This is a genomic window from Mesorhizobium sp. M0771, from assembly GCF_040320155.1.
GTDB lineage: Bacteria > Pseudomonadota > Alphaproteobacteria > Rhizobiales > Rhizobiaceae > Mesorhizobium.
The window spans coordinates 131,044-153,120 of record NZ_JAMYPC010000001.1; the positions used below are offsets into that span (position 1 = coordinate 131,044).

Annotated in this window: 24 protein-coding genes; 12 read left to right on the top strand and 12 right to left on the bottom strand. The window is 63.1% G+C overall.

Annotated features, from left to right (window positions below; genetic code table 11):
* Positions 1 to 154 precede the first annotated feature (154 nt).
* Positions 155 to 1,033 (bottom strand): LysR family transcriptional regulator, encoded by an 879-nt coding sequence (locus tag NKI05_RS00575; RefSeq protein ID WP_488377103.1) that lies wholly within the window; start codon positions 1,031 to 1,033, stop codon positions 155 to 157.
* Between the two features lie 87 nt (positions 1,034 to 1,120).
* On the opposite strand from NKI05_RS00575, the gene NKI05_RS00580 reads away from it, so the two are divergent.
* Positions 1,121 to 1,720 (top strand): LysE family translocator, encoded by a 600-nt coding sequence (locus NKI05_RS00580; RefSeq protein ID WP_023689744.1) that lies wholly within the window; start codon positions 1,121 to 1,123, stop codon positions 1,718 to 1,720.
* A gap of 160 nt (positions 1,721 to 1,880) precedes the next feature.
* Here the strand turns inward: NKI05_RS00580 and NKI05_RS00585 are convergent, their stop codons facing one another.
* Positions 1,881 to 2,675 carry an SDR family NAD(P)-dependent oxidoreductase gene (locus NKI05_RS00585; protein WP_023815018.1) on the bottom strand — a complete coding sequence of 265 codons (795 nt, stop codon included), beginning with the start codon at positions 2,673 to 2,675 and terminating at the stop codon, positions 1,881 to 1,883.
* A gap of 179 nt (positions 2,676 to 2,854) precedes the next feature.
* Here NKI05_RS00585 and NKI05_RS00590 point away from each other — a divergent pair, with 179 nt between their 5' ends.
* Positions 2,855 to 3,319: a MarR family winged helix-turn-helix transcriptional regulator gene (locus NKI05_RS00590; protein ID WP_023815017.1), complete on the top strand. Its 465-nt coding sequence runs from the start codon at positions 2,855 to 2,857 to the stop codon at positions 3,317 to 3,319.
* A 29-nt stretch (positions 3,320 to 3,348) separates the two neighbouring features.
* Here the strand turns inward: NKI05_RS00590 and NKI05_RS00595 are convergent, their stop codons facing one another.
* Positions 3,349 to 4,527, bottom strand: a complete 1,179-nt coding sequence (locus tag NKI05_RS00595; RefSeq protein WP_023683782.1) for an MFS transporter — start codon at positions 4,525 to 4,527, stop codon at positions 3,349 to 3,351.
* 199 nt (positions 4,528 to 4,726) lie between these two features.
* On the opposite strand from NKI05_RS00595, the gene NKI05_RS00600 reads away from it, so the two are divergent.
* A complete protein-coding gene (locus NKI05_RS00600; protein WP_023683780.1) occupies positions 4,727 to 5,083 on the top strand; it encodes an ArsR/SmtB family transcription factor in 357 nt (118 codons plus the stop codon).
* Positions 5,084 to 5,103: 20 nt separating this feature from the next.
* Here the strand turns inward: NKI05_RS00600 and NKI05_RS00605 are convergent, their stop codons facing one another.
* The gene (locus NKI05_RS00605) at positions 5,104 to 5,574 is read right to left on the bottom strand and encodes a nucleoside deaminase (protein WP_023815016.1); all 471 of its coding nucleotides are present in this window, start codon (positions 5,572 to 5,574) and stop codon (positions 5,104 to 5,106) included.
* A gap of 182 nt (positions 5,575 to 5,756) precedes the next feature.
* Between NKI05_RS00605 and NKI05_RS00610 the strand changes: the two genes are divergently transcribed.
* The 6 genes from NKI05_RS00610 to NKI05_RS00635 all read left to right on the top strand — a co-directional run bounded on the left by NKI05_RS00610 (position 5,757) and on the right by NKI05_RS00635 (position 13,626).
* Positions 5,757 to 6,533, top strand: coding sequence for a metallophosphoesterase family protein (locus NKI05_RS00610; protein ID WP_023701156.1), 777 nt, complete (start codon positions 5,757 to 5,759; stop codon positions 6,531 to 6,533).
* A 242-nt stretch (positions 6,534 to 6,775) separates the two neighbouring features.
* Positions 6,776 to 7,834 carry an SH3 domain-containing protein gene (locus NKI05_RS00615; RefSeq protein ID WP_245261783.1) on the top strand — a complete coding sequence of 353 codons (1,059 nt, stop codon included), beginning with the start codon at positions 6,776 to 6,778 and terminating at the stop codon, positions 7,832 to 7,834.
* Between the two features lie 234 nt (positions 7,835 to 8,068).
* Positions 8,069 to 11,572 carry a carbamoyl-phosphate synthase large subunit gene (gene carB, locus NKI05_RS00620; RefSeq protein WP_023815015.1) on the top strand — a complete coding sequence of 1,168 codons (3,504 nt, stop codon included), beginning with the start codon at positions 8,069 to 8,071 and terminating at the stop codon, positions 11,570 to 11,572.
* A gap of 290 nt (positions 11,573 to 11,862) precedes the next feature.
* Positions 11,863 to 12,501, top strand: a complete 639-nt coding sequence (locus NKI05_RS00625; protein WP_023815014.1) for a hypothetical protein — start codon at positions 11,863 to 11,865, stop codon at positions 12,499 to 12,501.
* The gene (locus tag NKI05_RS00630) at positions 12,480 to 13,094 is read left to right on the top strand and encodes a hypothetical protein (RefSeq protein ID WP_196814887.1); all 615 of its coding nucleotides are present in this window, start codon (positions 12,480 to 12,482) and stop codon (positions 13,092 to 13,094) included. The genes NKI05_RS00625 and NKI05_RS00630 overlap by 22 nt, the downstream gene beginning before the upstream one ends.
* Positions 13,087 to 13,626: a hypothetical protein gene (locus NKI05_RS00635; RefSeq protein ID WP_023815013.1), complete on the top strand. Its 540-nt coding sequence runs from the start codon at positions 13,087 to 13,089 to the stop codon at positions 13,624 to 13,626. Before NKI05_RS00630 ends, NKI05_RS00635 begins: the two co-directional genes overlap by 8 nt.
* A gap of 60 nt (positions 13,627 to 13,686) precedes the next feature.
* Here the strand turns inward: NKI05_RS00635 and NKI05_RS00640 are convergent, their stop codons facing one another.
* From NKI05_RS00640 to NKI05_RS00650, 3 genes are all read right to left on the bottom strand, one after another.
* Positions 13,687 to 14,079: a RidA family protein gene (locus NKI05_RS00640; RefSeq protein WP_023711190.1), complete on the bottom strand. Its 393-nt coding sequence runs from the start codon at positions 14,077 to 14,079 to the stop codon at positions 13,687 to 13,689.
* Positions 14,080 to 14,153: 74 nt separating this feature from the next.
* Complete coding sequence (locus tag NKI05_RS00645) at positions 14,154 to 14,594, bottom strand: cupin domain-containing protein (RefSeq protein WP_352792140.1); 441 nt, start codon at positions 14,592 to 14,594, stop codon at positions 14,154 to 14,156.
* Between the two features lie 290 nt (positions 14,595 to 14,884).
* On the bottom strand, positions 14,885 to 15,436 hold the full coding sequence (locus tag NKI05_RS00650; RefSeq protein ID WP_023672417.1) for a DUF4142 domain-containing protein: 552 nt from the start codon (positions 15,434 to 15,436) through the stop codon (positions 14,885 to 14,887).
* Between the two features lie 329 nt (positions 15,437 to 15,765).
* Here NKI05_RS00650 and NKI05_RS00655 point away from each other — a divergent pair, with 329 nt between their 5' ends.
* Positions 15,766 to 16,104: a hypothetical protein gene (locus NKI05_RS00655; RefSeq protein ID WP_023815011.1), complete on the top strand. Its 339-nt coding sequence runs from the start codon at positions 15,766 to 15,768 to the stop codon at positions 16,102 to 16,104.
* A gap of 287 nt (positions 16,105 to 16,391) precedes the next feature.
* On the opposite strand, the gene NKI05_RS00660 is transcribed toward NKI05_RS00655, so the two are convergent.
* Both NKI05_RS00660 and NKI05_RS00665 read right to left on the bottom strand, forming a co-directional pair.
* Positions 16,392 to 16,880 (bottom strand): GNAT family N-acetyltransferase, encoded by a 489-nt coding sequence (locus NKI05_RS00660; RefSeq protein WP_023724918.1) that lies wholly within the window; start codon positions 16,878 to 16,880, stop codon positions 16,392 to 16,394.
* Between the two features lie 5 nt (positions 16,881 to 16,885).
* Positions 16,886 to 17,815, bottom strand: a complete 930-nt coding sequence (locus NKI05_RS00665; RefSeq protein WP_023815010.1) for a lytic transglycosylase domain-containing protein — start codon at positions 17,813 to 17,815, stop codon at positions 16,886 to 16,888.
* A gap of 177 nt (positions 17,816 to 17,992) precedes the next feature.
* Between NKI05_RS00665 and NKI05_RS00670 the strand changes: the two genes are divergently transcribed.
* A complete protein-coding gene (locus NKI05_RS00670) occupies positions 17,993 to 18,574 on the top strand; it encodes a methylated-DNA--[protein]-cysteine S-methyltransferase (protein WP_023815009.1) in 582 nt (193 codons plus the stop codon).
* Between the two features lie 161 nt (positions 18,575 to 18,735).
* On the opposite strand, the gene NKI05_RS00675 is transcribed toward NKI05_RS00670, so the two are convergent.
* The gene (locus NKI05_RS00675) at positions 18,736 to 19,062 is read right to left on the bottom strand and encodes a hypothetical protein (protein ID WP_023689728.1); all 327 of its coding nucleotides are present in this window, start codon (positions 19,060 to 19,062) and stop codon (positions 18,736 to 18,738) included.
* A gap of 298 nt (positions 19,063 to 19,360) precedes the next feature.
* On the opposite strand from NKI05_RS00675, the gene NKI05_RS00680 reads away from it, so the two are divergent.
* Complete coding sequence (locus NKI05_RS00680) at positions 19,361 to 19,573, top strand: cold-shock protein (RefSeq protein WP_015316174.1); 213 nt, start codon at positions 19,361 to 19,363, stop codon at positions 19,571 to 19,573.
* 530 nt (positions 19,574 to 20,103) lie between these two features.
* Here the strand turns inward: NKI05_RS00680 and NKI05_RS00685 are convergent.
* Complete coding sequence (locus NKI05_RS00685; protein ID WP_023815008.1) at positions 20,104 to 20,964, bottom strand: EAL domain-containing protein; 861 nt, start codon at positions 20,962 to 20,964, stop codon at positions 20,104 to 20,106.
* Positions 20,961 to 21,860 (bottom strand): EAL domain-containing protein, encoded by a 900-nt coding sequence (locus NKI05_RS00690; protein ID WP_023728195.1) that lies wholly within the window; start codon positions 21,858 to 21,860, stop codon positions 20,961 to 20,963. The genes NKI05_RS00685 and NKI05_RS00690 overlap by 4 nt, the downstream gene beginning before the upstream one ends.
* Positions 21,861 to 22,077: the final 217 nt, after the last annotated feature.

A 22,077-nucleotide genomic window follows, 5' to 3' on the forward strand; every position in this document is an offset into this window, starting at 1 on the left:
GGGGGGAGAGGTGGCGCTGCGAAGCAGCGACGGAGTGGGGGAACCACCAAGGCGCAAGAATCTTCCCGCACCGAGTAAAGGGCGACCCCCACTCCGTCGAGCTTCGCTCGACACCTCTCCCCCGATCGACGGGGGAGAGCAAATCCAAGTTCTGTCAAGCCGCCACAGCCCGCCGTTCCAGCCCATCCCGGATATACCGCGCGAACTCCTGCGCGGCAGGCGCCGCGCCAAACCTCGGCAAATGCAGATTGATGGAAAAATTCGGCAGCGGCGGCAGCCCGGCATCGAAAGGCAGGATGTCGAGGTCGGCGGGCACGGTGGAGGCCAGCCAGGCGGTGACGGCAAGGTCGGAGCGCACCGTCGCGGTCGTGGCGTCGATGTTGCCGTTCTCGAACACGGTGCGCCATTCCAGCCCGTGCTCGTTCAGCGCCGACAGCACCACCGGGCGGAAGGCGCAGGTGTCGGCGACGATCGACACCGGCAGCGGCCGCTTGGCGCGGGCGACGCCGCCCTTGGCCCCCACCCAGACCAGCCGGTCAATGGCCAGGCACTCACCGGCCGACGGGCCGACCCGTTCCTCGATGACGGCAAGGTCGATGGTGCCGGCCGCGAGGGCCGCGGCAAGGTCCGGCGAAGCCGCACAGAGCAGTGAAATCTCGACCTGCGGATAGGTCTCGGCATAGGCCTTCAGCACCGGCGCCAGCAAAGTGCCGACAAGGTCATAGGGCACACCGAGCCGCACCTGGCCGGCGACCTCGGTGCCCGCCATCTCGGCCCAGATCTCGTCATTGAGGCCAAGCAACCGTTTGCCCTTGCCGAACAGCCGCTCGCCGGGCCGCGTCAGCCGCAAGCCACGCCGGTCGCGCTCGAACAGGCTGCAGCCGAGCGCTTCTTCCAGCCGCTTGATCTGCTGGCTTACGGCGCCTTGCGTCAGATGCAGCGCGTTCGCCGCCGCCGTCATGCTGGCCTTGTCGGCGACAGTGACGAAGGTGCGGATCAGCGCTGTGTCGAGGTTGCGGATCATGGTTGGCATTATATCTGCTAATGCCAACCATCGCAAACATTGCATTTACTGAAGTACGCGGAAGTCTACCATTGGACTTTTGATGAAGGACGCCTCATGTTGCAGCCCATCTTTCCGCTCATCCTGTTTGCCTTCGTGGCCACCGTCACGCCCGGCATCGCCACCACCCTGTCGACTGCCTCAGGTGCACAGTTCGGTTTTCGCCGTTCCGTTCCCCTATTGGTCGGCAGCGCCGCCGGTCTCGCCACCGTGACCGCTGCTGCCGCCGCCGGGCTCGCCGGTCTGCTGCTGGCCATGCCTTCGCTGCAACTGGCGATGAAAATCATCGGCTCGCTCTATCTCATCTGGCTGGCAATCAAGATCGGCCGCGCCGGGCCGCCCAATCTCGATGTGGCGATGGCAAAACCCAACAGCTTCTTCGGCGGCGCCGGCATTCAATGGATGAACCCGAAGGGCTGGGCGATGGGACTGGGGGCGGCGGCCTCGTTCGCAGCCCTTGCCGACGGGCCGGGACAACTCGCGCTGCTGCTCGGCTCGACCTTCGGCCTCACTGCAGCCGTCTCGCTGTCGATCTGGTGCGTGGCGGGCATGGTGCTGGCACGGCTGCTCGAGACCGAATGGCAATGGCGCGCGCTCAACATCGTGCTGGCGCTGGTGCTGGCTGCATCGATCATACCGATGTGGCGGGGAGCGTAAACGCAGAGGTCGGCGCCAGTACCCCCACCCGGACCTGCGGTCCGACCTCCCCACAAAGGGGAGGTAGGGGAGCGCGCACTTTACCCTCCCCCTTGTGGGGAGGGCCGCGAACGAAGTGAGCGAGGTGGGGGTCCTGGTTCGCGCAGCGAACCAGCTACTCTCAAGCAGCATAGCGGGCAGCAGGCTTGTCGGCGTGCAGGCTGCCGTAGAAGACTTGCCTTGCGCCGAGGAAGGTGTCGAGCTTGGTCGCATCGGCAAGTGCCGGCACGGTGACGGCTTCGCCCCTGGATAGGCCCACAAGCGCGGCATCGACCATATCGTCGGCGGACATGATGATCTCCTTCGGCAGATTGTCGATGTCGCCGCCGGCAAGCTCCCAGAAATCGGTGCGGGTCGCGCCCGGCAGCACCGCCTGCACCTTCACATTGGTGCCGGCGACTTCGCGGTGCAGCGCCTCGGTGAAGTTGACGACATAGGCCTTGGTGCCGCTGTAGATGCCGCCGAACGAGGTATCATAGGCGAGCACAGAGGCGATGTTGACGATGGCGCCGCGGTTGCGCGCAAGAAGCCCCGGCAGAACGGCGCGGGTCAGGCGGGTCAAGGCGATGACGTTGACCTTGATCATGCGCTCGGCCTCGTCGGCGTCGGCCGTTGCTACCACGGCCTGGCCGCCAATGCCGGCATTGTTGACCAGGAACGTGGTGCTATCGTCGGCTGCGATCGCCTGCTCGACGCGGCGCACATCATTGTCGTCGGCAAGATCGGCTGATATCACGCTGACCTTGCGCTTGTAAGCATATCGCAGCTTTTCAGCCAGTTCCTGCAGCCGGTCGGCGCGCCGCGCCACCAGCACCAGATCGTAGCCCTGCCCGGCCAGCCGGTCGGCATAGACAGCACCTATGCCGGCCGATGCGCCGGTGACGACTGCGGTACCCTTGTTGTCCTGTCCACTCATTGTCCTGTTCCTTTTTTCTGCCCGGCGAGACAGGTCGATGAACCCTCGTCCCGCCCTGGTCTCCAATTAGTGGCATTACCACTTTCAGGAAGTAGGCATATACCACCATCTTGTCAACGGAGGCGGCAGAAACTATTTCTGCGACAGGCCGGCAGCGGTTTTGCCGGCAAGGAGTCGTGATGAGCAAGACCGTGCTGCCGGGATTCAGCCTTTGCAACAACGCCACGCTGCGGCGCGCCGCGCGCAAGCTCGGCCGCTTCTATGACGATGTAATCTCGCCTTCGGGTCTGAAGGGCACGCAGTACGGTCTGCTCTATCAGATCCATGTCAGCAACGAGCCGGCGATGGGCACGATAGCCGAAGCGATGGTCATGGATCTCTCGGCGCTCGGCCATACGCTGAAGCCGCTGATCCGCGACGGCTATGTCGACACCTTCGCCGACAAGGACGACCGCCGCGTCAAGCGGGTGCGGCTGACGCCGCAAGGCCAGGCCAAGCTCGAGGAGACGACGAAATTGTGGACCATTGCCCAGCAGCGCTTCGAGGCGCTGGTCGGCCAGCAGCGAGCGGCAGATCTGCGCGCTATGCTGGATGAAGTCGCGGCGCTGGAGTACGACGTGCCGGCGGCCGCCCCTTCAAGCTGAAAGAGCGGCCGCCGGTCCTTTGCAAAGATCTATTCGGCCGGCATGGCGACCGGCCGGGCCGCCCAGCGGCCGGCCAGCACCACGCCAAGCCCGATCAGCGGGAAGATGGCGGCGACCAGGCCGAGATCGGCCGGCACGCCGTAGCGCAGCACGGCGCCGCCGACCACAGCACCCAGCGCCACGCCGAGATAGAGGGCCGAAGCGTTGAGCGACAGCACGATCGGGGCGGCGTCGGGCGCCAGCTTGATGATGCGGCTGGCCTGCGCCGGCGGAAATGCCCAGCCGACCATGCCCCACGGCACCATCATGGCCATCAATGCCGGCCCGGCGAGATGCTGCGGCAGGAAGGTCGGGATGACCGAGAGCATCACCAGCATGACGGCGCTCAGCGCCAGAGACCAGCCGACGGTGCGCGTCGCACCAAAACGGTCGGCCGCCTGGCCGCCGGCTATGTTGCCGATGACGGCGCCGACACCGAAGGCGAGCAGCATGCCGGGCAGCGCAATCGGGCTGAGGCCGCCGCTCTGGATGGCCAGCGGCGCGATATAGGAAAACACCGAGAAGGCGCCGATCAGGGCAAGAGCGGTGGTCAGCAGGATCGGCATGACGCCGGGGCGCAGCGCCGCAGCCAGCCGCCGCCTGAGCGGCAGCTTGGTGCCGACAATTCCGCGCGGCAGCCGGTACCACAGGATGGCGCCGACCAGCGCGCCGAGCCCGGCAATGGCAAAGAAGGTCCCGCGCCAGCCGGCTATCGTGGCAACCAGCGCGCCGAGCGGTGCACCCAGCGCAACCGCCACCGTGGTTCCGCCGACGACGACTGCAATGGCCCGCGCCCGGTGGTGGTCATCGACCAGCGCCACCGCCGTGCCTTGAGCGGTCGCGGCAAACAGGCCTGACGACAGCGCCATGATGATGCGGGCAATGAGCAGCAGCTCGAAGGACGAGCTCAGCGCCGCCACCACATTGCCGATGACGAAGAACGCCAGCGTCCACAAGATGACGCGGCGCCGGTCCCATTCGCCGGTCAGCGTTGCCAGGATCGGCGTGCCGATGGCGTAAGCCAGCGCGAAGGCGGTGATCAGCGTGCCGGCGAGCGGAATGGAAATGCGGGCGTCGGTGGCGATGTCAGGCAGCAGGCTGGAGATGACGAAGCCTTCGGTCGAGATCGTGAACGATCCGAGCGCAAGCCAGAAGAGGCGCTTGTCCATAGGGCGTGTCCTTAGTTCAAAACTTATTGAACAATTGGACATAACAGAGCGTGATGTCAATGAAGCCAGGTGAAAATAGCTGAAGCCTGCTGACAGCCCTGTGTCAGGACAGCCATTGGGCCAATCGCGAAGCGGACTGTGCATGCCCGCGAAACATGGACGCGTTGAAATCGCCACCGACTGTGCTTAGTTTCGGGCCATGACTTTGCCGCACCCCAATACAGACCAGATCAGCCTGCCGGTTGTGCTCGGCGTGCTTGGCGACCCGACCCGGCTCGCCATCGTGCGCTATCTCGCCAGCAAGGAAGGCGTGCCGCTGAACTGCAGCCGGTTCCTCGACCTCGGCTCCAAGACCAATCTCAGCTATCACCTGGCCAAACTGCGCGAGGCCGGCGTCACCCGCGCCGAAGTGGCTGGCACCAACCGGATGATCACGCTGCGCCGCGCCGACCTCGACGCCCGCTTCCCCGGCCTGCTCGATAGCGTGATTGCGGCGGCCGGAGATGATCCGGCACTGCCCATCGTCGGTGGCCACGACATCGAAATGCCGGCCTAACCGGTTTAGAAGTCAAGGTCCTAGCGCTCCCAAAAACCGATATGCGGGGCGAGGAGCTCCTCGTCCATCTCGGGGAAAGGGCCGTGGACATCGACCGGCTTCTGCCCGGAGCCGAGCACCGTGCGCGACGAGAGGTTCATCGTCGGGTTCTCGGCGTGGTCGCCAGTCAGCGCGAGAAGCTTGGTCTCCTCGAAGCCGTAGACCAGCCGGCCGATATTGGCCCAGTACAGCGTTCCCGTGCACATCGCACAGGGCTCGCCGGTTGTGACCAGCGTGCAGGACCAGAGGAAATCCGGCGGATAGGCGTCCGCGGCACGCCGGGAGAGCTCGGTTTCGGCGTGGCGCACGGTGTTGATGTTGCCTTGCCGCATCAGGATGCGATCGTCGGGGCCGACGAGCACGCAGCCGAAAGGATGGTGCCCGTGCGCGGCAGTTTCGCGCGCGACATCATTGGCGGCGCGAAGGTGAGCAACCATCTGGTCGCGAGTCATCGCCTGTCTTCCCCCGGATGAACTTCGGAACGGCGTGGACGCTAGCAGATGGAGTGCTTCCGCGATAGCCAAGGTCGGCTCCCGTCTGTCTCCAACGGGCAGAAGGGCTTGATAATGAAGGCAGCGGCTTGATAGGAAGCCGGGCCGCAAGCCTCAACGGGCTGCACCAAGGGAGCCCTCGCATGCGCATTGCCGTTCTCGCCGATATCCATGGCAATGTGCTGGCGCTAGATGCCGTCCTCGCCGATCTCGAGAGACGCGGCGGCGCCGATCTCACCGTCAACCTGGGCGATTGCGTCTCCGGCCCACTGTGGCCGCGCGAGACGTTCGAGCGGCTCGAAGCGCTCGACCTGCCGACGGTGCGCGGCAACCATGACCGCCGCGTCGCCGTCGATCCGGCCGATGATACGATGTGGGCTTCTGACCGGTACGCCCAGGAGCGGCTGACGGAGACGCAGCGCGAAGCCCTGCTCGCCCTGCCCTTCACGCTGGAGATTGTTCCCGGCGTGGTCGCTTTCCATGCGCGGCCCGACCATGACGAGAAATACCTGCTCGACGCGATCGTCGATGGCCAACTGGTGCGCGCGCCGCTTGCCGCTATTCAGCGGCGGTTGCAGGCGCTGGACCCGGCCTGCCGCGTCGTGCTGTGCGGCCACAGCCACCGCGCGGAACTGGTCCGTATCCCCGGCGGCCCCTTGCTCTTCAATCCCGGCAGCGTCGGCGCCCCCGCCTATGACGACGACACGCCCCCGGCGCACGTTTCGGAGCAAGGCAGCCCGCATGCGCGCTACGGCATCCTCACCTTGGATGGCGATGGTCCAGACCGTTTCGAGACCATCGCCGTCGACTACGACCACGAAGCGGCGGCGAGACAGGCCGCACAGGCGGGCCGACCGGAATGGGCGCATGCGCTGAGGACCGGCTTCATGCCCAAACCCTCTTGGCAAGGCTCCGCTTGACCGCACGGCTGCGCCCTGCTTCCGCCTCGCGGCACCAAACATCGGACGCATTTTCAGACTTACATGGCCGCGTATCGTCCCTTATAAAACCGCCTTGGCATACGGCAGGACTGCTGCCGCAAGGGTAATCGGCGCACGGCCAAATGATGAGGCGCACAATCCGAACCATTTTGCATCGACTGACTGGCGCTCCGCTCCTGCGGGCAGCCCGGTTGTTGGCGGGTCCGTTGGTGGTGGGCCCGTTGTTGGTGAGCTTGCCGGCCAATGCCGAGGACGCGCCTGCCGACATCGTTTCCATAGTGACCGAGCTCGGCCCAGGCGATCTCCTCAACATCCGCGCCACGCCGTCGCCGGTCGGCAGAACCCAGGCGCGTCTGCCGATCGGCTCGAGCGTCAGGAATTTCGGCTGCAACGAAGTGGATGGCCACCGCTGGTGCAAGGTCGAGGAGATTGACAATCCACTGGTCAAAGGCTGGGCGCCCGCGCGCTATCTTATCCCCGACAATCCGACCGTGGTCGAAGTAGACGCCGCGCCGCCCCAGGTGACCGCCAGCGCTGAAGCCGGCGGCCCGACGCTCGCGCCCGACATGTCGACGCAGCCGGCCGACGTGGCCGCAGCGCCCCGGACGACTGCACCTGCCGCCTCTGCCGCTCCGGCTGCACCCACTCAGGCTCCACCCACCCCGGCTGCACCCGCGCCGGCCCCACTCGACCTGACGGAGCGCCTTGGCGGCACGGATCCGGGCGCGCCGAAGTCCGCCGCCGAGATCGGCAGGACCGCCATGCAGGATGCTTACGGCCTTGCCTTCGCAGCGAATGAAAGTCCGCCGACGGATGAAATCCCTGCCACAGAGGCTCCGGCAACGGAGGCCACAGGGACGCCGGAACTCGCCGCCGCCGCGTCTGCGGGAGCAGCGCCGGATACAGCGTCGGCGCCGGGGGTACTATCCCCGACGCCACGGCCAGACCAGGCCAAAGCTGCGACCGCTACGCAAACCGTTGCACGGCTGGAACCCCCGCCCGCCCTCGGCGCCACCGCCGAGATCCCCTGCGCCCGCTATGTCGGCCAGCCGATGACCCGCTGCGCCGTCAACATCGCGCACAAGGGCACCGACAAGGCCGATATAACCGTCACCTGGCCCGACGGCGGCACGCGCGTTATTTCCTTCTCTGCCGGCATGCCGGCCGGCTCGGATTTGGGCAAGGACTTCCGCTTCACAAGGGAAGGCAGCCTCAACATGATCCGCGTCGGGGTATCCGAGCGGTTTGAGATTACGGATCAGCTCGCGCTGGGGGATTAGGTGTCAGGCAGTAGGGAATGGGCATAGGCGCCTTAACCTCGCTCCTGCCTAATCCCCACTGCCTGATCCCTACTGCCTAATCCCTACTGCCTAGCCTCATTTTCGGGGTTACATCTCCCAAAACTCTTCCCTATAAGGCCCTCCTAGCCTGATACCAGAATCGCAAGCACAACCGGCCGGGTCTTCCCGTCCCGGTTTTTCGTGCAAGCCGCTCGCCGAACGGAACTCACAACGATGCCAAGACGCACCGACATCAAGTCGATCCTGATCATCGGGGCCGGCCCCATCGTCATCGGCCAGGCCTGTGAGTTCGATTATTCCGGCACACAGGCCTGCAAGGCGCTGAAGGAAGAGGGCTTTCGCGTCATCCTGGTCAATTCCAACCCGGCCACCATAATGACCGACCCGGAACTGGCCGACGCCACCTATATCGAGCCGATCACGCCTGAAGTCGTCGCCAAGATCATCGCCAAGGAGCGGCCCGACGCGCTGCTGCCGACCATGGGCGGCCAGACCGCGCTCAACACCGCTCTGTCGCTGCGCCGCATGGGCGTGCTCGAGCGCTACAATGTCGAGATGATCGGCGCCGACGCCACGGCAATCGACAAGGCCGAGGACCGGGCGCTGTTTCGCGAGGCGATGAAGAAGATCGGCCTCGAAACGCCGAAGTCGATGCTGGCCAATGCCACCGACGTCAAGAATGCCGACCGCAAGACGCACGAGGCCGAGCGCGCCGCCGTAAAGGCCGAGGCGCCCGCCGACCTCGATGCCGCGCTCGACGCGCTGGAAACCCGCTGGAACCTCGGCGAAGGCGACCGCAAGCAGCGCTACATCAGCCATGGCATGGCGATCGCCGCCCAGGCGCTCGACCATGTCGGCCTGCCCGCCATCATCCGCCCGTCCTTCACCATGGGCGGCACCGGCGGCGGCATCGCCTACAACCGCGCCGAATTCTACGACATTGTCCAGTCCGGCCTCGACGCCTCGCCGACCACCGAAGTGCTGATCGAGGAGAGCGTGCTCGGCTGGAAGGAATATGAGATGGAGGTCGTCCGCGACAAGGCGGACAATTGCATCATCGTCTGCTCGATCGAGAACATCGACCCGATGGGCGTACACACCGGTGACTCGATCACCGTTGCCCCCGCGCTGACCTTGACCGACAAGGAATACCAGATGATGCGCAACGCCTCGATCGCGGTGCTGCGCGAGATCGGCGTCGAGACCGGCGGCTCCAACGTGCAGTTCGCCGTCAACCCGGCCGATGGTCGGCTGGTCGTCATCGAGATGAACCCGCGCGTCTCGCGCAGTTCCGCTTTGGCTTCGAAGGCGACCGGCTTCCCGATCGCCAAGATCGCGGCCAAGCTCGCCGTCGGCTACACGCTGGACGAGCTGGAGAACGACATCACCGGCGGCGCCACGCCCGCCTCCTTCGAGCCAAGCATCGATTACGTCGTCACAAAAATCCCGCGCTTTGCCTTCGAGAAATTCCCCGGCGCGGAGCCGGTGCTGACCACCGCCATGAAGTCGGTCGGTGAAGTCATGGCCATCGGCCGCACGTTCCAGGAGTCCTTGCAAAAGGCGCTGCGTGGACTGGAAACCGGCCTGACCGGCCTCGACGAGATCGAAATCCCCGGCCTCGGCCACGGTGCCGTAGCTGCCAACCACGCCGACGACCGCAACGCCATCCGCGCCGCGCTCGGCACGCCGACGCCCGACCGGCTGCGCATGGTGGCGCAGGCGATCCGCATGGGCACCTCGCTGGAAGACGTGCACGCAATGTGCAAGATCGACCCGTGGTTCCTCGAACAGATCGCCGGCATCGTTTCCATGGAAGCCCGTATCCGCGAGCATGGCATTCCGCAAGACGCCGTCAATCTGCGCATGCTGAAGGCTATGGGCTTCTCCGATGCCCGCCTCGCCTCGCTGACGAAGACCGACGCCGAAGTGATTGCGAAGATTCGTGAAAAGCTCGACGTTCATCCGGTTTATAAGCGCATCGACACCTGCGCGGCCGAGTTCGCCTCGCCCACCGCCTACATGTACTCGACCTATGAAGTGCCCTTCGCCGGCGCGCTGGCCAATGAAGCGCAAGTGTCAGCGCGGAAAAAAGTCGTCATCCTCGGCGGCGGTCCGAACCGCATCGGCCAGGGCATCGAGTTCGACTATTGCTGCTGCCATGCCGCCTTTGCGCTGCGCGACGCCGGCTATGAAGCGATCATGATCAACTGCAACCCGGAGACGGTTTCGACCGACTACGACACCTCCGACCGGCTGTACTTCGAACCGCTGACGGCGGAGGACGTGCTGGAGATCCTGCGCGCCGAACAGGCCTCGGGCGAACTGGTCGGCGTCATCGTCCAGTTCGGCGGCCAGACGCCGCTGAAGCTGGCCGATGCGCTGGAGAAGGCCGGCATTCCGATCCTCGGCACGTCACCCGACATGATCGATCTCGCCGAAGACCGCGACCGCTTCCAGAAGCTGCTTCACAAGCTCAACCTCAGCCAGCCGAAGAACGGCATCGCCTATTCGGTCGAGCAGGCGCGCCTAGTCGCCGGCGAGCTCGGCTTCCCGCTGGTGGTGCGCCCCTCTTATGTGCTCGGCGGCCGCGCCATGCAGATCATCCATGACGAAGGCATGCTGCAGAGCTACCTGCTCGACACCGTGCCCGGCCTGGTGCCGGAGGACATCAAGCAGAAATACCCCAACGACAAGACCGGCCAGATCAACACGCTGCTGGGCAAGAACCCGCTTCTGTTCGACACCTATCTCTCGGGCGCCATCGAGGTCGATGTCGACTGCCTCTGCGACGGCACGTCGACCTTTGTGTCGGGCATTCTGGAACACATCGAAGAGGCCGGCATCCACTCCGGCGACAGCGCCTGCTCGCTCCCCGTTCACTCGCTGCCTTCCGAGCTGGTCGACGAGCTGGAGCGCCAGACGGCGGCGCTTGCCCGCGCGCTCAATGTCGGCGGCCTGATGAACGTGCAGTATGCGATCAAGGACGGCACGGTCTATGTGCTGGAGGTCAACCCGCGGGCATCGCGCACCGTGCCCTTCGTAGCCAAGACCATCGGGCGTCCGATCGCGAAAATCGCCGCCCGCATCATGGCCGGCGAGAAACTGGAAGACGCCTTCGCCCATTACGGCGCCATGCCCGATCCGCGCAATCCCGGCCACATCGCGGTCAAGGAAGCCGTCTTCCCCTTCGCCCGCTTCCCCGGCGTCGACATATTGCTCGGTCCGGAAATGCGCTCGACCGGCGAGGTCATGGGCCTCGACCGCGATTTTGCGCTCGCCTTCGCCAAGAGCCAGCTCGGCGCCGGCGTTGATCTCCCCCGCTCCGGCACGCTGTTCGTCTCGGTGCGCGACGAGGACAAGGCCGGCATCCTGCCGGCGGTCAAGCGCCTCGCCGGCCAGGGCTTCAAGGTGCTGGCGACATCCGGCACGGCCCGCTTCCTCGCCGAAAACGGCGTCGACGCCCAGAAGATCAACAAGGTGCTGGAGGGCCGCCCCCACATCGAAGACGCCATCCGCAACCGCCAGGTCCAGATCGTGTTCAATACGACGGACGGTCAGAAGGCGGTGTCGGATTCGAAATCGCTGCGCAGGGCAACGCTGATGCAGAAGGTGCCGTATTACACGACGCTGTCGGGCGCTGCGGCTGTGGCGGAAGCGATTGCGGCGCTGAAGGCGGGGAGCCTGGAGGTCAGGCCGCTGCAGGAGTATTTTGCCTAGGCGATTAGCCAATCTCCCTCCTTGTGGGGGAGATGGCCGGCAGGCCAGAGGGGGGCGCTGTCCCGCCGACGCCAAACACAAACCCACCCTTATCAGCAGATGTACTAGGGGAGTGTGCCGCGCTGACCAACGTCAGTGCAGAGTACCGGAGCCTCGGCTCGGCTTGCAGCTACTTGAAGTATTCCTATTGTGCTCGACACGCCCAAGATCCGCCAGTAACAATGCCCTAAAATGGCGGCCTGCAATCTTAGCTCCCTGGAGTCTGAGACGCAGTGCTCGGGGGAAGAATTATGTCGTCGCAGATTGATCAAAACGCTTCAATGCAGAGCGAAAATTTTTCCAAATTCTTAGAGCAATTTTCTCCACTCGAAGCACCTCACATCCTGCTGATCACTGACCATAGGACTGGGGCTCATTATTGCGAGTGTCATGTCAAAGCCAACAAGATCATTGCGCTAAGTACGACCGATGTTCCTCTCGATCCAGAAGAACAGGCGGAGTATCGTGCGAACCGCGAAATTGTTGAAAACGCTCCTGCTTACGCCAGAATGATGGAAGATGCAAAGCAACGTCGTAGCTTTAGCAACATAGTTGGCGAGTTTACGCTTGAATTCGATAAACCTCATCCGCTCAAAATTATCGGCGGGCAGCATCGATTCGAAGCGATACGGGCAGCTTTGGCACATGGAATAGATGAATATCACGGCGTTAAAGTATATTTCGACCTAAAGATGGATCAAAGATTAGATGTTCAGCTAATATCTAACACTAACATAGCCATATCCGGAGATCTCTTTGATCGAATGCATGAGACAGCGATGGGACCGCAGTTGCGCGACTGGTTCCAATCGGTTGGAATGCTCAATTCTGGTCAGGATTTCGCAGCGGCGGCCCCATATCAGTTCAGTTGGCAAGAACATTTATCTTAAACTATTTTCAAGGCGCGGGAGTTGACGCCAAAAAATTCGATCTTACTGAAACCACTCCAGAACTCTGCGCTACAGGAGTGGCTGATCCGGAGTGGGAAGCTCTCAGAGATTCGAAGAAAGATAATCTTTGGAGCGATCCAGGGTTGATATTCGCCGGCAAAGAGTTCGCTGCGCTAACTAAAGCACAGCGAGCAGCGTTCGTTAAAGGCTCGAAGAAATTTCCACCTGACTATCCGGAAAAGGCGATCAACCCAGCGGTCGTTGCGGCCTGGGCCTTTATCGCTGGCATGCTTCGTAACAACGAGGTGCGACTGAAGCGGCACTACGACCTGGCGGGTTCTAGTGGACATGATCCGCTGAATGTCGCCGCTTTGGTAAAAGGAAGACACAAAACGGATACAGAGCAATATCGCGGACTCGGGTATCGAACTGACCCAAAAGAACGAGGTCGATTTGCTGAATTATTTTTCCTTCAGTCCGAAAACGGAGAAGGAATTTCAAAATCAAATATTGACGTCGCAATAGCAAAGTATCACGCAAAGGTAGCCACATTAGAAGTCGAAAAACTGAAAGCCAAAGCGGCCAATGGCTGAGATCGATATATTCGCTACTCTTCTTTTAGAAGAGGCAAAGAGGTTTCTCGAGAACGCGAACTCGACCGATGACGCAGTCCGACGAGACGCCTGCTTACACGCAGCCTTAATGCTCGGGTTTTCCTCTCTTGAGGCGCATGTGAACGCTATATGCGAGGAACTCGCAATCCGACCCGAATTTTCGGTACATGAACGCGCGTTTCTGCTTGAGCAAGAGGCTCGACTTGAAAACGGCCAATTCAAGCTTAACGGCTTGAAGATGACTCGGCTTGAAGATCGGATAACGTTTTTACATAGACACTTCTCTGGCCAGCCTCTCGACAAGCAGGCAAACTGGTGGAGTGCGTTGGGAACCTCGATCAAGCTCCGAAATAAGCTAACACATCCAAAGGGCATCCCGCAGATTACGACAGCCAGTGTAAAAAGCGCGATTAGTTCAATTGTCGACGCGATTGACTCGCTCTACCAGACTATTTACAAAAAACCATTTCCTGCAGCCAGTCGAGCACTGCATTCGAAACTTTCATTTTAGATAATACTCGAAAGCCAAGCGCTTGGCTTTTCGTCCGCAGCGCGGACCGCTTATCACCCCTCACCCCACCGCCACGCACTCGATCTCGATATCAAACTCCATCGGCCACGACGCCACAGGCACGAAGCTGCGCGCCGGCGGATTGACGCTGAAGTACTTGGCGTAGACCCGGTTGATGGCGTTGTAGAAGCCGGAATTGACGGCGTAGATGCGCACCATCACCACATTGTCGAGCGAGGTTCCCGCCGCTTCCAGGCAGTGTTTCAGCGCCTTCAGCGACGCCTCGGTCTGCGTTTCGATGTCGCCGCGCACCATCTCGCCGGTCACCATGTCCACCGGCGGCGTCGCCGAGATGAACACGAAGCCGTTGGCCCTCACCGCCGTCGAGCAGGGCAGCCCGAGCGCCCGCACCTTGGCCGACATCACGGGCACTTCGATGACTTCTTTTTTCACTGGGTCCTCCCTGGGTTTGCCGGGAGCTTATCCTGCCGGTTGCCGGATGCCAGCGCCGAACCATAGTCCAGCCCTCACCCCTGGGCCGGATAGGGCATGCCGTCCTTGTGCAGGAACCTGCCATCCGAACTCGGGCTCATCATGTCGATGTCGGAGCAAGTGATGAGATCATCCGGATTGCGCGAGCCGACTTCGAGATAGCGCGCCGTTGTGGACGAGCGGTTGATCATGTGGTGGCCGTTGCCGCTGTTCTTGGCAAAGGTCGCGCAGTCGCCGGCCTTGAGCAGCGTCTCGCCGCCATCCTCGACCAGCACCAGTTCGCCTTCCAGCACATAGACGAGCTCGTCCTCATGGCTGTGCCAGTGGCGCTGGCTGGACCAGCCGCCTGATGGCAATGTCATCAGGTTGACGCCGAAATCGGTGAGGCCGCCGGCATCGCCGAGGCGGTGGCGTGTGCGCTCGGCGCAAGGGGCGTCGAAGGGCGCGGGGTAGCCGGAGCCCTTGCGGACAGGCACGGTGGGGTGGCGGCAGTGTATGTCACTGCCGGCCCAGCCACAGAGCCACTTTGCCGCAATGCCTTGCCAACGGCAGGCATCGGCCGTCGCACTCTACGGCGCCCCCCTCTGTCCTGCCGGACATCTCCCCCACAAGAAGGGAGATTGGCTGTCGCCTCAGCCTTCGCCAATTTTCACCGTCGCAAGAAAAGCACGGCGCCGACGCTGCTGATCTCCCCACTCGTGGGGGAGATGTCCGGCAGGACAGAGGGGGGCGCCGTAGAATGCTATTGCTGGCCAGTCACCCGTCCTCAACCCTGATGCGCGGCCGCGAGTTCCTTCACGTGCTTCTCGTGCATCTGCAGCGTCGGCAGCGTCTTCTTGGCGAATTCCTTCATCGCCGGGTCGTCGCCCGAGTTGGCATAGCTGCTGAACAGGGCTACGGCCTCCTTGTGCGCGTCCGTCTGCATCTGGATGTACTTGGCGTCAAAATCCTTGCCGCTTGCGCTCTTCAACTCGTCGAGCATTGCCTGCTCCTTCGGCTGCAGGGCCGGGCCCGCGGCTTTGGTCGAACCGGTGGTCTGGCCCTGGCTCAGCGCCGCCTTGAACTCCTTGCCGGCTTTGGTGTGGTCCTTGACCATCTGCTTGGCGAATTTCCTGACGTCAGCCGCCTTGGATTTTTCCTCGGCGAGCTTGCTCGACTGGATTTCGAATTCGTTGGAGCTAGGCACCGTCTTGACGAAGGTTGGGGTATCGACCTTGCTGGCGGCCATGGCAGGCGCGACCGCAGTCGAGTTGGCCGCAAAGGCGGCAGGGGCACCGGCGAACAAGGCGACGGCGGCAATGGTGAGAAGCGTTTTCATCTGAGTTCTCCGATTTGAAAATTTCCCTCGGCTAATCAAACGCGGCATTGGCGGCAGGGTTGCGTCCGGAGAACTATTCGTCAGCGACCATCTGCCGAAGAGCCGTCCCGAGCCCCTGGCGGACAAACCTCAGGACAGCACGCCTCGCCATATTGCAGCTGTTCGGTCCAGTTCGGCCGACCTCAGGCGTGACATCCATAAGGTTCCACAGGATCTCGCACGCGCCGATGGCGCGCGGATCCTGGTCCTGATGGACGGCGCGGCATTGGGAACCGGTTGCTTTTCCCGCATTGGGTCCGCAGGCTAGGCTTCCGGAGCTGGGGAGACACATGCAAGAGGATGAAGAGATCGATCTGCGCTGCCCGCAAGTGGTGGCCGACAATGCCGCCAAGGGGTTGAGGCTGCGCAAGCAGTTCGGCCGGGGCGGCACCGAGATCGGCGTGGCGCGGGCGACGGAACTCAAGAACCGCCAAAAGCTGGCGCCATCCACTATCCGCCGCATGGTCAGCTACTTCGCCCGCCACGAGGTCGACAAGCGCGGCAAGAATTACGGCAATGAAGACAATCCATCGGCCGGCCATATCGCCTGGCTGCTGTGGGGCGGCGACGAGGGCCGCGCCTGGGCGCTTGAGCTCAAAAAGAAGATCGGCAATGCGCCCGATATCTGAGGGCTGCCGTAAAACGACTGGCGGGCCCCAAACCCCCGCCTGGGACCCGCCAAGGAGTGGCTGAACACATGCCGGTGCAGCCCCTCCACATCTGCCAGTCGTCGATCCGCCATCGGTCGAAAGGCATGGATGGTGAGGTAGCATCCGGTTGCGGCGGCCTATGTGAAGCAGTTCACAATCCGAAGGATTTCAACAGCGCTCGAGCAATTCCAGGAAAAGTGGGAACCGGTTTTCCTGGGAAAAGCGCGTAGCGTTTTCCCCAGGGAATTGCGGCAAGAAAAAAGCCCTTACCCTTCCCAGGCGACAGGCACCATTCCCAGCCGCTCGTAGAGCCTGAGCGCGGCGGCGTTCTCGACCGTGTTGGTCTTGAGGTCGACATGGGCCGCGCCTCGATCGCGAAAGGCGTTGAAAGCCTGCCACATCAGCGCTTCGCCAATGCCTTTGCCGCGCGCTTCGGGATGGACCGCGAGGTCCTTGACGAAGGCCCTGGTCCAGCACAGCGCTGCCGCCGCCAGCCGTCCCTTGGCGTCGATGACCAGGAAACACAGCGCCGGGTCGAATTCGGCATCGCTGGATATGCGCGGCCACCATTCGTCGAACGGGCCGTCGGTGCCGTCGTCGAACACCTCGGTCAAAAGCGCATGCAAGGGCTGCGCGTCACCATGTTCGAAGCAGCGCATGGTAAAGCCGGCCGGCCAGTGCGGTGCAACGAGCGTCTCGTCGAGGATTTTGCGCAGCCGGATGTCGTTTGGAGCCGGCGGGCGCGGTTCAGGCATCGCGCTCAGGCGTCGGGCTGCAGCCGGCGGCGCTTGCGGTCGACACCGAGGCCGGTGGCCTCGAGCAGGCCTTTGCGCTTGGCGTCGAAATAATAGCCGGTCTGGTAGAGCCAATCGGCCTTCTTGGCGTTGCCACCCGCCACCAGCCAGGCGCCACGCAGATATTTGACCGCGTATTTCAGATTGGTTTCGGCGTCGAACAAGCCCTTGGCCGGCCCGTCATAGCCCATGCCGCGCGCCGTCGCGTGCTTGATCTGCATCAGCCCCCAATGGCCGTTATTGTAAGCCTTGGGATTGTAGGTGCTTTCGCGGTTGACGACGTGGCGCACCAGATCGACCGGCACCTCGTAGAGAGCAGCGTATTTCTGGATCAGCCGGTCGACGTCGCCGCGCATGCCGGTCGCATGCTCTTCTTCCGGGAGACCGAGGGGCGCGGCGGGGAACTGGCCCAGGGAAGCAGGGTTCTGCGGCACGACATAGGCTACCTGCTGCACGCCGGGCATGGCGTTCTGGCCGCCCTTGGCGGTCGCCGGCATGACAAGGCTGGCGGTCGTATATTGCGCCGCGACCGGCTGTCCGGCGTTGGCGGGCGCAGGCGCCTGCCAGGCATTGGCTGCCATCACCGCAGGCACGGCCGGGGCCGTGGGCGTCGCGCCGGCAAAGGCCGCGGTCGCGGCAACCGGCTGCGCAGCGGCATCGAGCGCTGGCGTGGCCGGCGACGCTTCGGCCGACTGAACGGGTGTTATGCCCGAGGATTGCGGCAGCACCGAAACCGTATCGGGCAGCGGAACGGTGAAGCCGGCATCGCTGCCGGCGGCGGTCGCGGTTTCGGTCAGCGCAGGCGTGGCCTTCATCTGCGAGGTCGATTGGCAGCCGCTGAGGGCAGCTGCGCCGACGATCACAGAGATCGCGATAAGGTTGAATTTTGCTGGCAAGCCGTGCGGGTCCGATTTGTCGGTTGTTAAGAAGTCCTTACACCAGCGATTCCTGGTGGGCAATCGGGACCATCTGGTGGTTTTCGGGTGGCGAGAGCCGGACTCAGATGCCATATTGTTCTGCATATGTACCGGTCGGTATCCCGGTTTTCGCCGCTTTGCGGAAAGGAGCGCATCATGGAAACGGCATCTTCGATCACAGCCGGCCACGCAGTGTTAGAAACAGTGATCGGCTTCATCGGCATCGCCTGGAGCGAAAAGGGCCTGATCCGGCTCTGCCTGCCCGAACGGAGCCGCGAAGCGGTGGAACGCCGGCTGATGCGGCATGCCGGTGCTGCCGCCAATACGGCTGCGAACACTGGGCAGCCGCAATGGGTGGTCGAGCTGATCGCCTCGATCAAGGCGTATGCCACAGGCGAGGACGTCGATTTCTCCGGCGTGCCGGTCGATCTCGACGGCGTCGACGACTTCCGTCTCGCCATCTACGACGCGGCGCGGAAACTGCATTACGGCGAAACCACCACCTATGGCGAACTGGCCAAGCGCGCCGGCCAAGCCGGCCTGCCGCGCGAAACCGGGGCAGCGCTGGGCGCCAACCCGGTGCCGCTGGTCATCCCCTGCCATCGGATACTAGCCGCGGGCGGCAAGATCGGCGGCTTCTCGGCGCCCGGCGGCTCGGCCACCAAGGAAAAGATGCTGGCCATGGAAGGCGTGCGCGTCGGCCCGCCGCCGGCGGCGCAGGTCTCGTTCGGGTTCTAAGAGCTTGAATGGTATGCCGGCTGGGTGTGTTGAGATTCAGGTCAGGCCGCACCGAGAACTATGGTCTTCGAGAACCGGAGCGGAGCGTACTTAATGTACGTGGGCGCCGGAAGCGCAGAAGACCATCGTTCGCAGGCCGGCCTCACTTGAATATCAAATGCCTAATGACGGCGCAGGAAGCGGCGGTGAAAATGGTCGTTCTCGATCCGCTTGCAGAGATAGACCGGGCAGGATTCGGTATCGGCGCTCGGCACATAGGCGCGCTTTCTGACCTCGCCGACATTGCAGAATTGCTGGCTCTGCACATAGCGGTCGAAGAGCGGCAGCCCCGGCACGCGCCTGGACTGATAGCGCAGGATGACTGCGCCCTGGCGGGCGATCGTGCCTTGCACCCTGTCGCAGCTCATACGAGTGGGGTCGTAGCGCGAGATCGCCTGCGCCTCGGCGGCCGCCAGCGTCAGGCAGGCGGCAAGCAGAATGGTTTTCACAACCGTTTTCATGACAGTCTCCCAAAACCGGACTAACGCCGTCGGGCGTCCCGGTCTTCCCGATTGCTCGACGCTTTCATGCGATTGGGGCGGCCTTTGGGCGGCGCCACCGCAACGCCATTTTTCGAGCCATCTTGTTTTTGGTGCGAAACCCGCCTATATCAGCTCCATTGATATTTCGGCCGATCGATCCGGGCCTCGCGATCTTCGCGTTTGCTGACGTCTATCTCCAAAATCTCGATACAAACCGGCTGAACCTCGGTTCGGTCAAACCAAAGCAAATGCGAGGACTATTCATATGGCAACTGGTACGGTCAAGTGGTTCAATGCCACCAAGGGCTTCGGCTTCATTCAGCCTGATTCGGGCGGTGCGGACGTTTTCGTTCACATCTCCGCTGTCGAGCGCGCTGGACTGTCGACCCTGGTCGAAGGCCAGAAAATCAACTTCGAGATCGAGCAGGACCGCCGCACAGGCAAGTCGTCCGCTGGTTCTCTGAGCAAGGCAGCCTGATTTTGCGATAGCGCGCGCCGGACGAGAGTTCGGGGCGCGCGGCAAGTCACGGATGTACTGACGGTCGCGCGAGAAGCGCGCTGGAGCGGAAAGACCCGACAAGCTGGATCAGCAGATAGCTGCCGGCCCGGACTTAAAGCTCCGATCAGGCTACCGAAAATGGGAAGGCGGGATTTATCCCGCCTTTTTGTTTGTCTGGAATTGGACGATGGCCATGCTAGTTTCGCCCCATGACCAAGCTCGAACAGATTGAAAGATCCATCGCAGCCCTGAACACCAAAGAACTAAAGGCCTTACCAAATGGTTCGCAGCGTATCGGGCAGAGGTGTGGGATATGCAGATCGAGGCGGACGCCAAGGCTGGCCGGCTGGATAAGTTTGCCGAGCAGGCTTTGGCTGAACTTCACGCGGGCCGAGTTCGCCCTCTTTGAATGCGCGCTACGGCCGAAGGCCGCAAGCCCAACCGGGCATCGCGCCCGTTGGCGTCCCGTCCGGAACGAGCCGCGAAGCGGCGGCAAGCGCGAATACAAATCAGCGCCGCAGATGCAGCGGCACCACCTTGTTGTCGGCGCCAAGCAGCGCCTCGATCGACAGCGGCTCCCGGTTGAAGATCGTGCCGGCCAGCGCCGGGCGGCCGAGATGGAACCCCTGTAGCAGGTCGACGCCGCCATCCAGCGCGACGCGCAGATGCACGGATTGCTCGATGCCTTCGACCAGCACCTTGGCGCCGCGATCGTGCAGCGACGAGACGAGCGGCCGGAAGAAGCGCTCGGCGGCAGCGTGGCGGCAGAATTCGGCGAACCAGCCGCCGTCGATCTTCACAATCTCCGGCTGGAGCAGGTTCATCCGCTCCGCGGTCGAGTGGCCGGTGCCGAAATCGTCGATGGCGATGCGGATGCCGTGGCGCCGCATCTCGCGCACCAGCGGGGCCAGCACATTGTCGTCGGCCGCCTGTTCGGTGATCTCGCAGACCAGCATGGCGGCATGCAGTTCGAGATCGCCGAGATGCCGCGTCATCAGCCGGATCTCGGCCAGCGCCCGCCCCAGATGATCGTTGATCATCGGGTTGTAATTGAAGAACAGGCCGAGCCCGTCGACGCCGATGTTGCGGAAGTTTTTCAGATGCAGCATCCGGCACATCGTCTCGACAAACAGGCGGTCGCCCGGCGCAACACTGTCGAAGAACATGGCCGGTGCAACCGGCATGGAGGCGCGCTGCGGTTCGATCAGCGCCTCGACGGCAACCGCGGCCAACGCGCCACCGCGTGGCGCAAAGATCGGCTGGTAGGCGCTCTTCAGCCGGAACGCGCCGTAGACGCCGTATTCGATGCCGACCTCGTCGGCAAAGATCGCTTCGCCGATATCGCGACGCCTATCGCGTTGCCCGGTCATGGCCCGGTCCTGCGCCCGAACACCCTGCCCGGCCGCGCCGGAGGCGCTGCAGTCGGGCCGGCAGGCGTCTTGCCAGGCTCGGCCGCCGCGACAGATGGCTGCCCATCCTTGCCGAAAGCGCGAAAGCTGGTCGGCGCCAGTTCCGGCTTCGCCAGCACGAAGCCCTGCACCATCGATGCGCCGGATTTCTCGGCCAATTCAAGCTGCCAGCCTTCCTCGATGCCTTCGAACACCGTGCGGATGCCCTGTAGTTCGAAGTTCGTCACCATGGCAGTCAGCAGGGCAAAGCCGGCGCCGGATTCCATGAGCTGCGTGATCCAGTGCGCATCGAATTTGACGATGTCGGGCTTGAGCTCCTTGATGCGGTTGATGTCGGATTCATCGGCGCCGTAATCGTCGACGGCAATGCGAAAGCCATTGGCCCGCAGCGCCTCGACAAAGCTGTAGAGCGTTTCCTGCGACGCCGACTTCTGCTCGGTCACCTCGCACACGATGCGGCGCGGATCGATCCCGGCTTCGTGCAGCACCAGCCGCATGTCGCGCAGCGCGTTATCGGCGATGGAGCGCTCGGTAAACACCGACGGATCGAAATTGACGAAGATCGAAGCCTCTTGCGGCAGGCAGGCGCCGGCATTGAGCAAATGCAGCGTGCGCGTCAGCGCCTCGATATGCAGGCGGTCGCCGGCCGGACAGGTGCGGAAGAAGTTCATCGGCGATTGCGGCTCGCCGTCACGAAACGGCCGGATCAGCCCCTCGAACGCTGCGATCGAGAGCTTGCCGTCCTTGAAGGCGAAGATCGGCTGAAAGGCGCTCTGCAGCGTGTAGGGACCCCAGACACCTGAAGCGGTGCCGTCATCGTGACGGATGATGTGGGCAAGCCCGGTGCTGCGCGACAAGGGTCCCTCGCTCCGCGAGACAGGCGAAATGGCTGGCGATCCTGCCGTCAAAGGTTTTAGCGGCCGTTGATGAATTTAGTCTTGCCGGGGATAAGCCGTCGATTGCAGAGCCCGCAACGCAGAGTGAAACCCTCATGCACGCGCTCCGAAAAGCCGATCTCCACGGGTCCTTGACCCTGGCTCATCCGACAATGCTTGCACTTGCCGGGTCGATGCG

Bases quoted from the DNA above. Each gene is read 5' to 3' on its own strand.
- NKI05_RS00590 (WP_023815017.1), top strand. From the start codon at position 2,855: ATGAGCAAGACCGTGCTGCCGGGATTCAGCCTTTGCAACAACGCCACG.
- NKI05_RS00670 (WP_023815009.1), top strand. From the start codon at position 17,993: ATGGAAACGGCATCTTCGATCACAGCCGGCCACGCAGTGTTAGAAACA.
- NKI05_RS00585 (WP_023815018.1), bottom strand. From the start codon at position 2,675: ATGAGTGGACAGGACAACAAGGGTACCGCAGTCGTCACCGGCGCATCG.
- NKI05_RS00660 (WP_023724918.1), bottom strand. From the start codon at position 16,880: ATGCCTGAACCGCGCCCGCCGGCTCCAAACGACATCCGGCTGCGCAAA.
- NKI05_RS00575 (WP_488377103.1), bottom strand. From the start codon at position 1,033: ATGCCAACCATGATCCGCAACCTCGACACAGCGCTGATCCGCACCTTC.
- NKI05_RS00680 (WP_015316174.1), top strand. From the start codon at position 19,361: ATGGCAACTGGTACGGTCAAGTGGTTCAATGCCACCAAGGGCTTCGGC.
- NKI05_RS00600 (WP_023683780.1), top strand. From the start codon at position 4,727: ATGACTTTGCCGCACCCCAATACAGACCAGATCAGCCTGCCGGTTGTG.
- NKI05_RS00635 (WP_023815013.1), top strand. From the start codon at position 13,087: ATGGCTGAGATCGATATATTCGCTACTCTTCTTTTAGAAGAGGCAAAG.
- carB (WP_023815015.1), top strand. From the start codon at position 8,069: ATGCCAAGACGCACCGACATCAAGTCGATCCTGATCATCGGGGCCGGC.
- NKI05_RS00580 (WP_023689744.1), top strand. From the start codon at position 1,121: ATGTTGCAGCCCATCTTTCCGCTCATCCTGTTTGCCTTCGTGGCCACC.
- NKI05_RS00685 (WP_023815008.1), bottom strand. From the start codon at position 20,964: ATGACCGGGCAACGCGATAGGCGTCGCGATATCGGCGAAGCGATCTTT.
- NKI05_RS00605 (WP_023815016.1), bottom strand. From the start codon at position 5,574: ATGACTCGCGACCAGATGGTTGCTCACCTTCGCGCCGCCAATGATGTC.
- NKI05_RS00610 (WP_023701156.1), top strand. From the start codon at position 5,757: ATGCGCATTGCCGTTCTCGCCGATATCCATGGCAATGTGCTGGCGCTA.
- NKI05_RS00650 (WP_023672417.1), bottom strand. From the start codon at position 15,436: ATGAAAACGCTTCTCACCATTGCCGCCGTCGCCTTGTTCGCCGGTGCC.
- NKI05_RS00655 (WP_023815011.1), top strand. From the start codon at position 15,766: ATGCAAGAGGATGAAGAGATCGATCTGCGCTGCCCGCAAGTGGTGGCC.
- NKI05_RS00595 (WP_023683782.1), bottom strand. From the start codon at position 4,527: ATGGACAAGCGCCTCTTCTGGCTTGCGCTCGGATCGTTCACGATCTCG.
- NKI05_RS00625 (WP_023815014.1), top strand. From the start codon at position 11,863: ATGTCGTCGCAGATTGATCAAAACGCTTCAATGCAGAGCGAAAATTTT.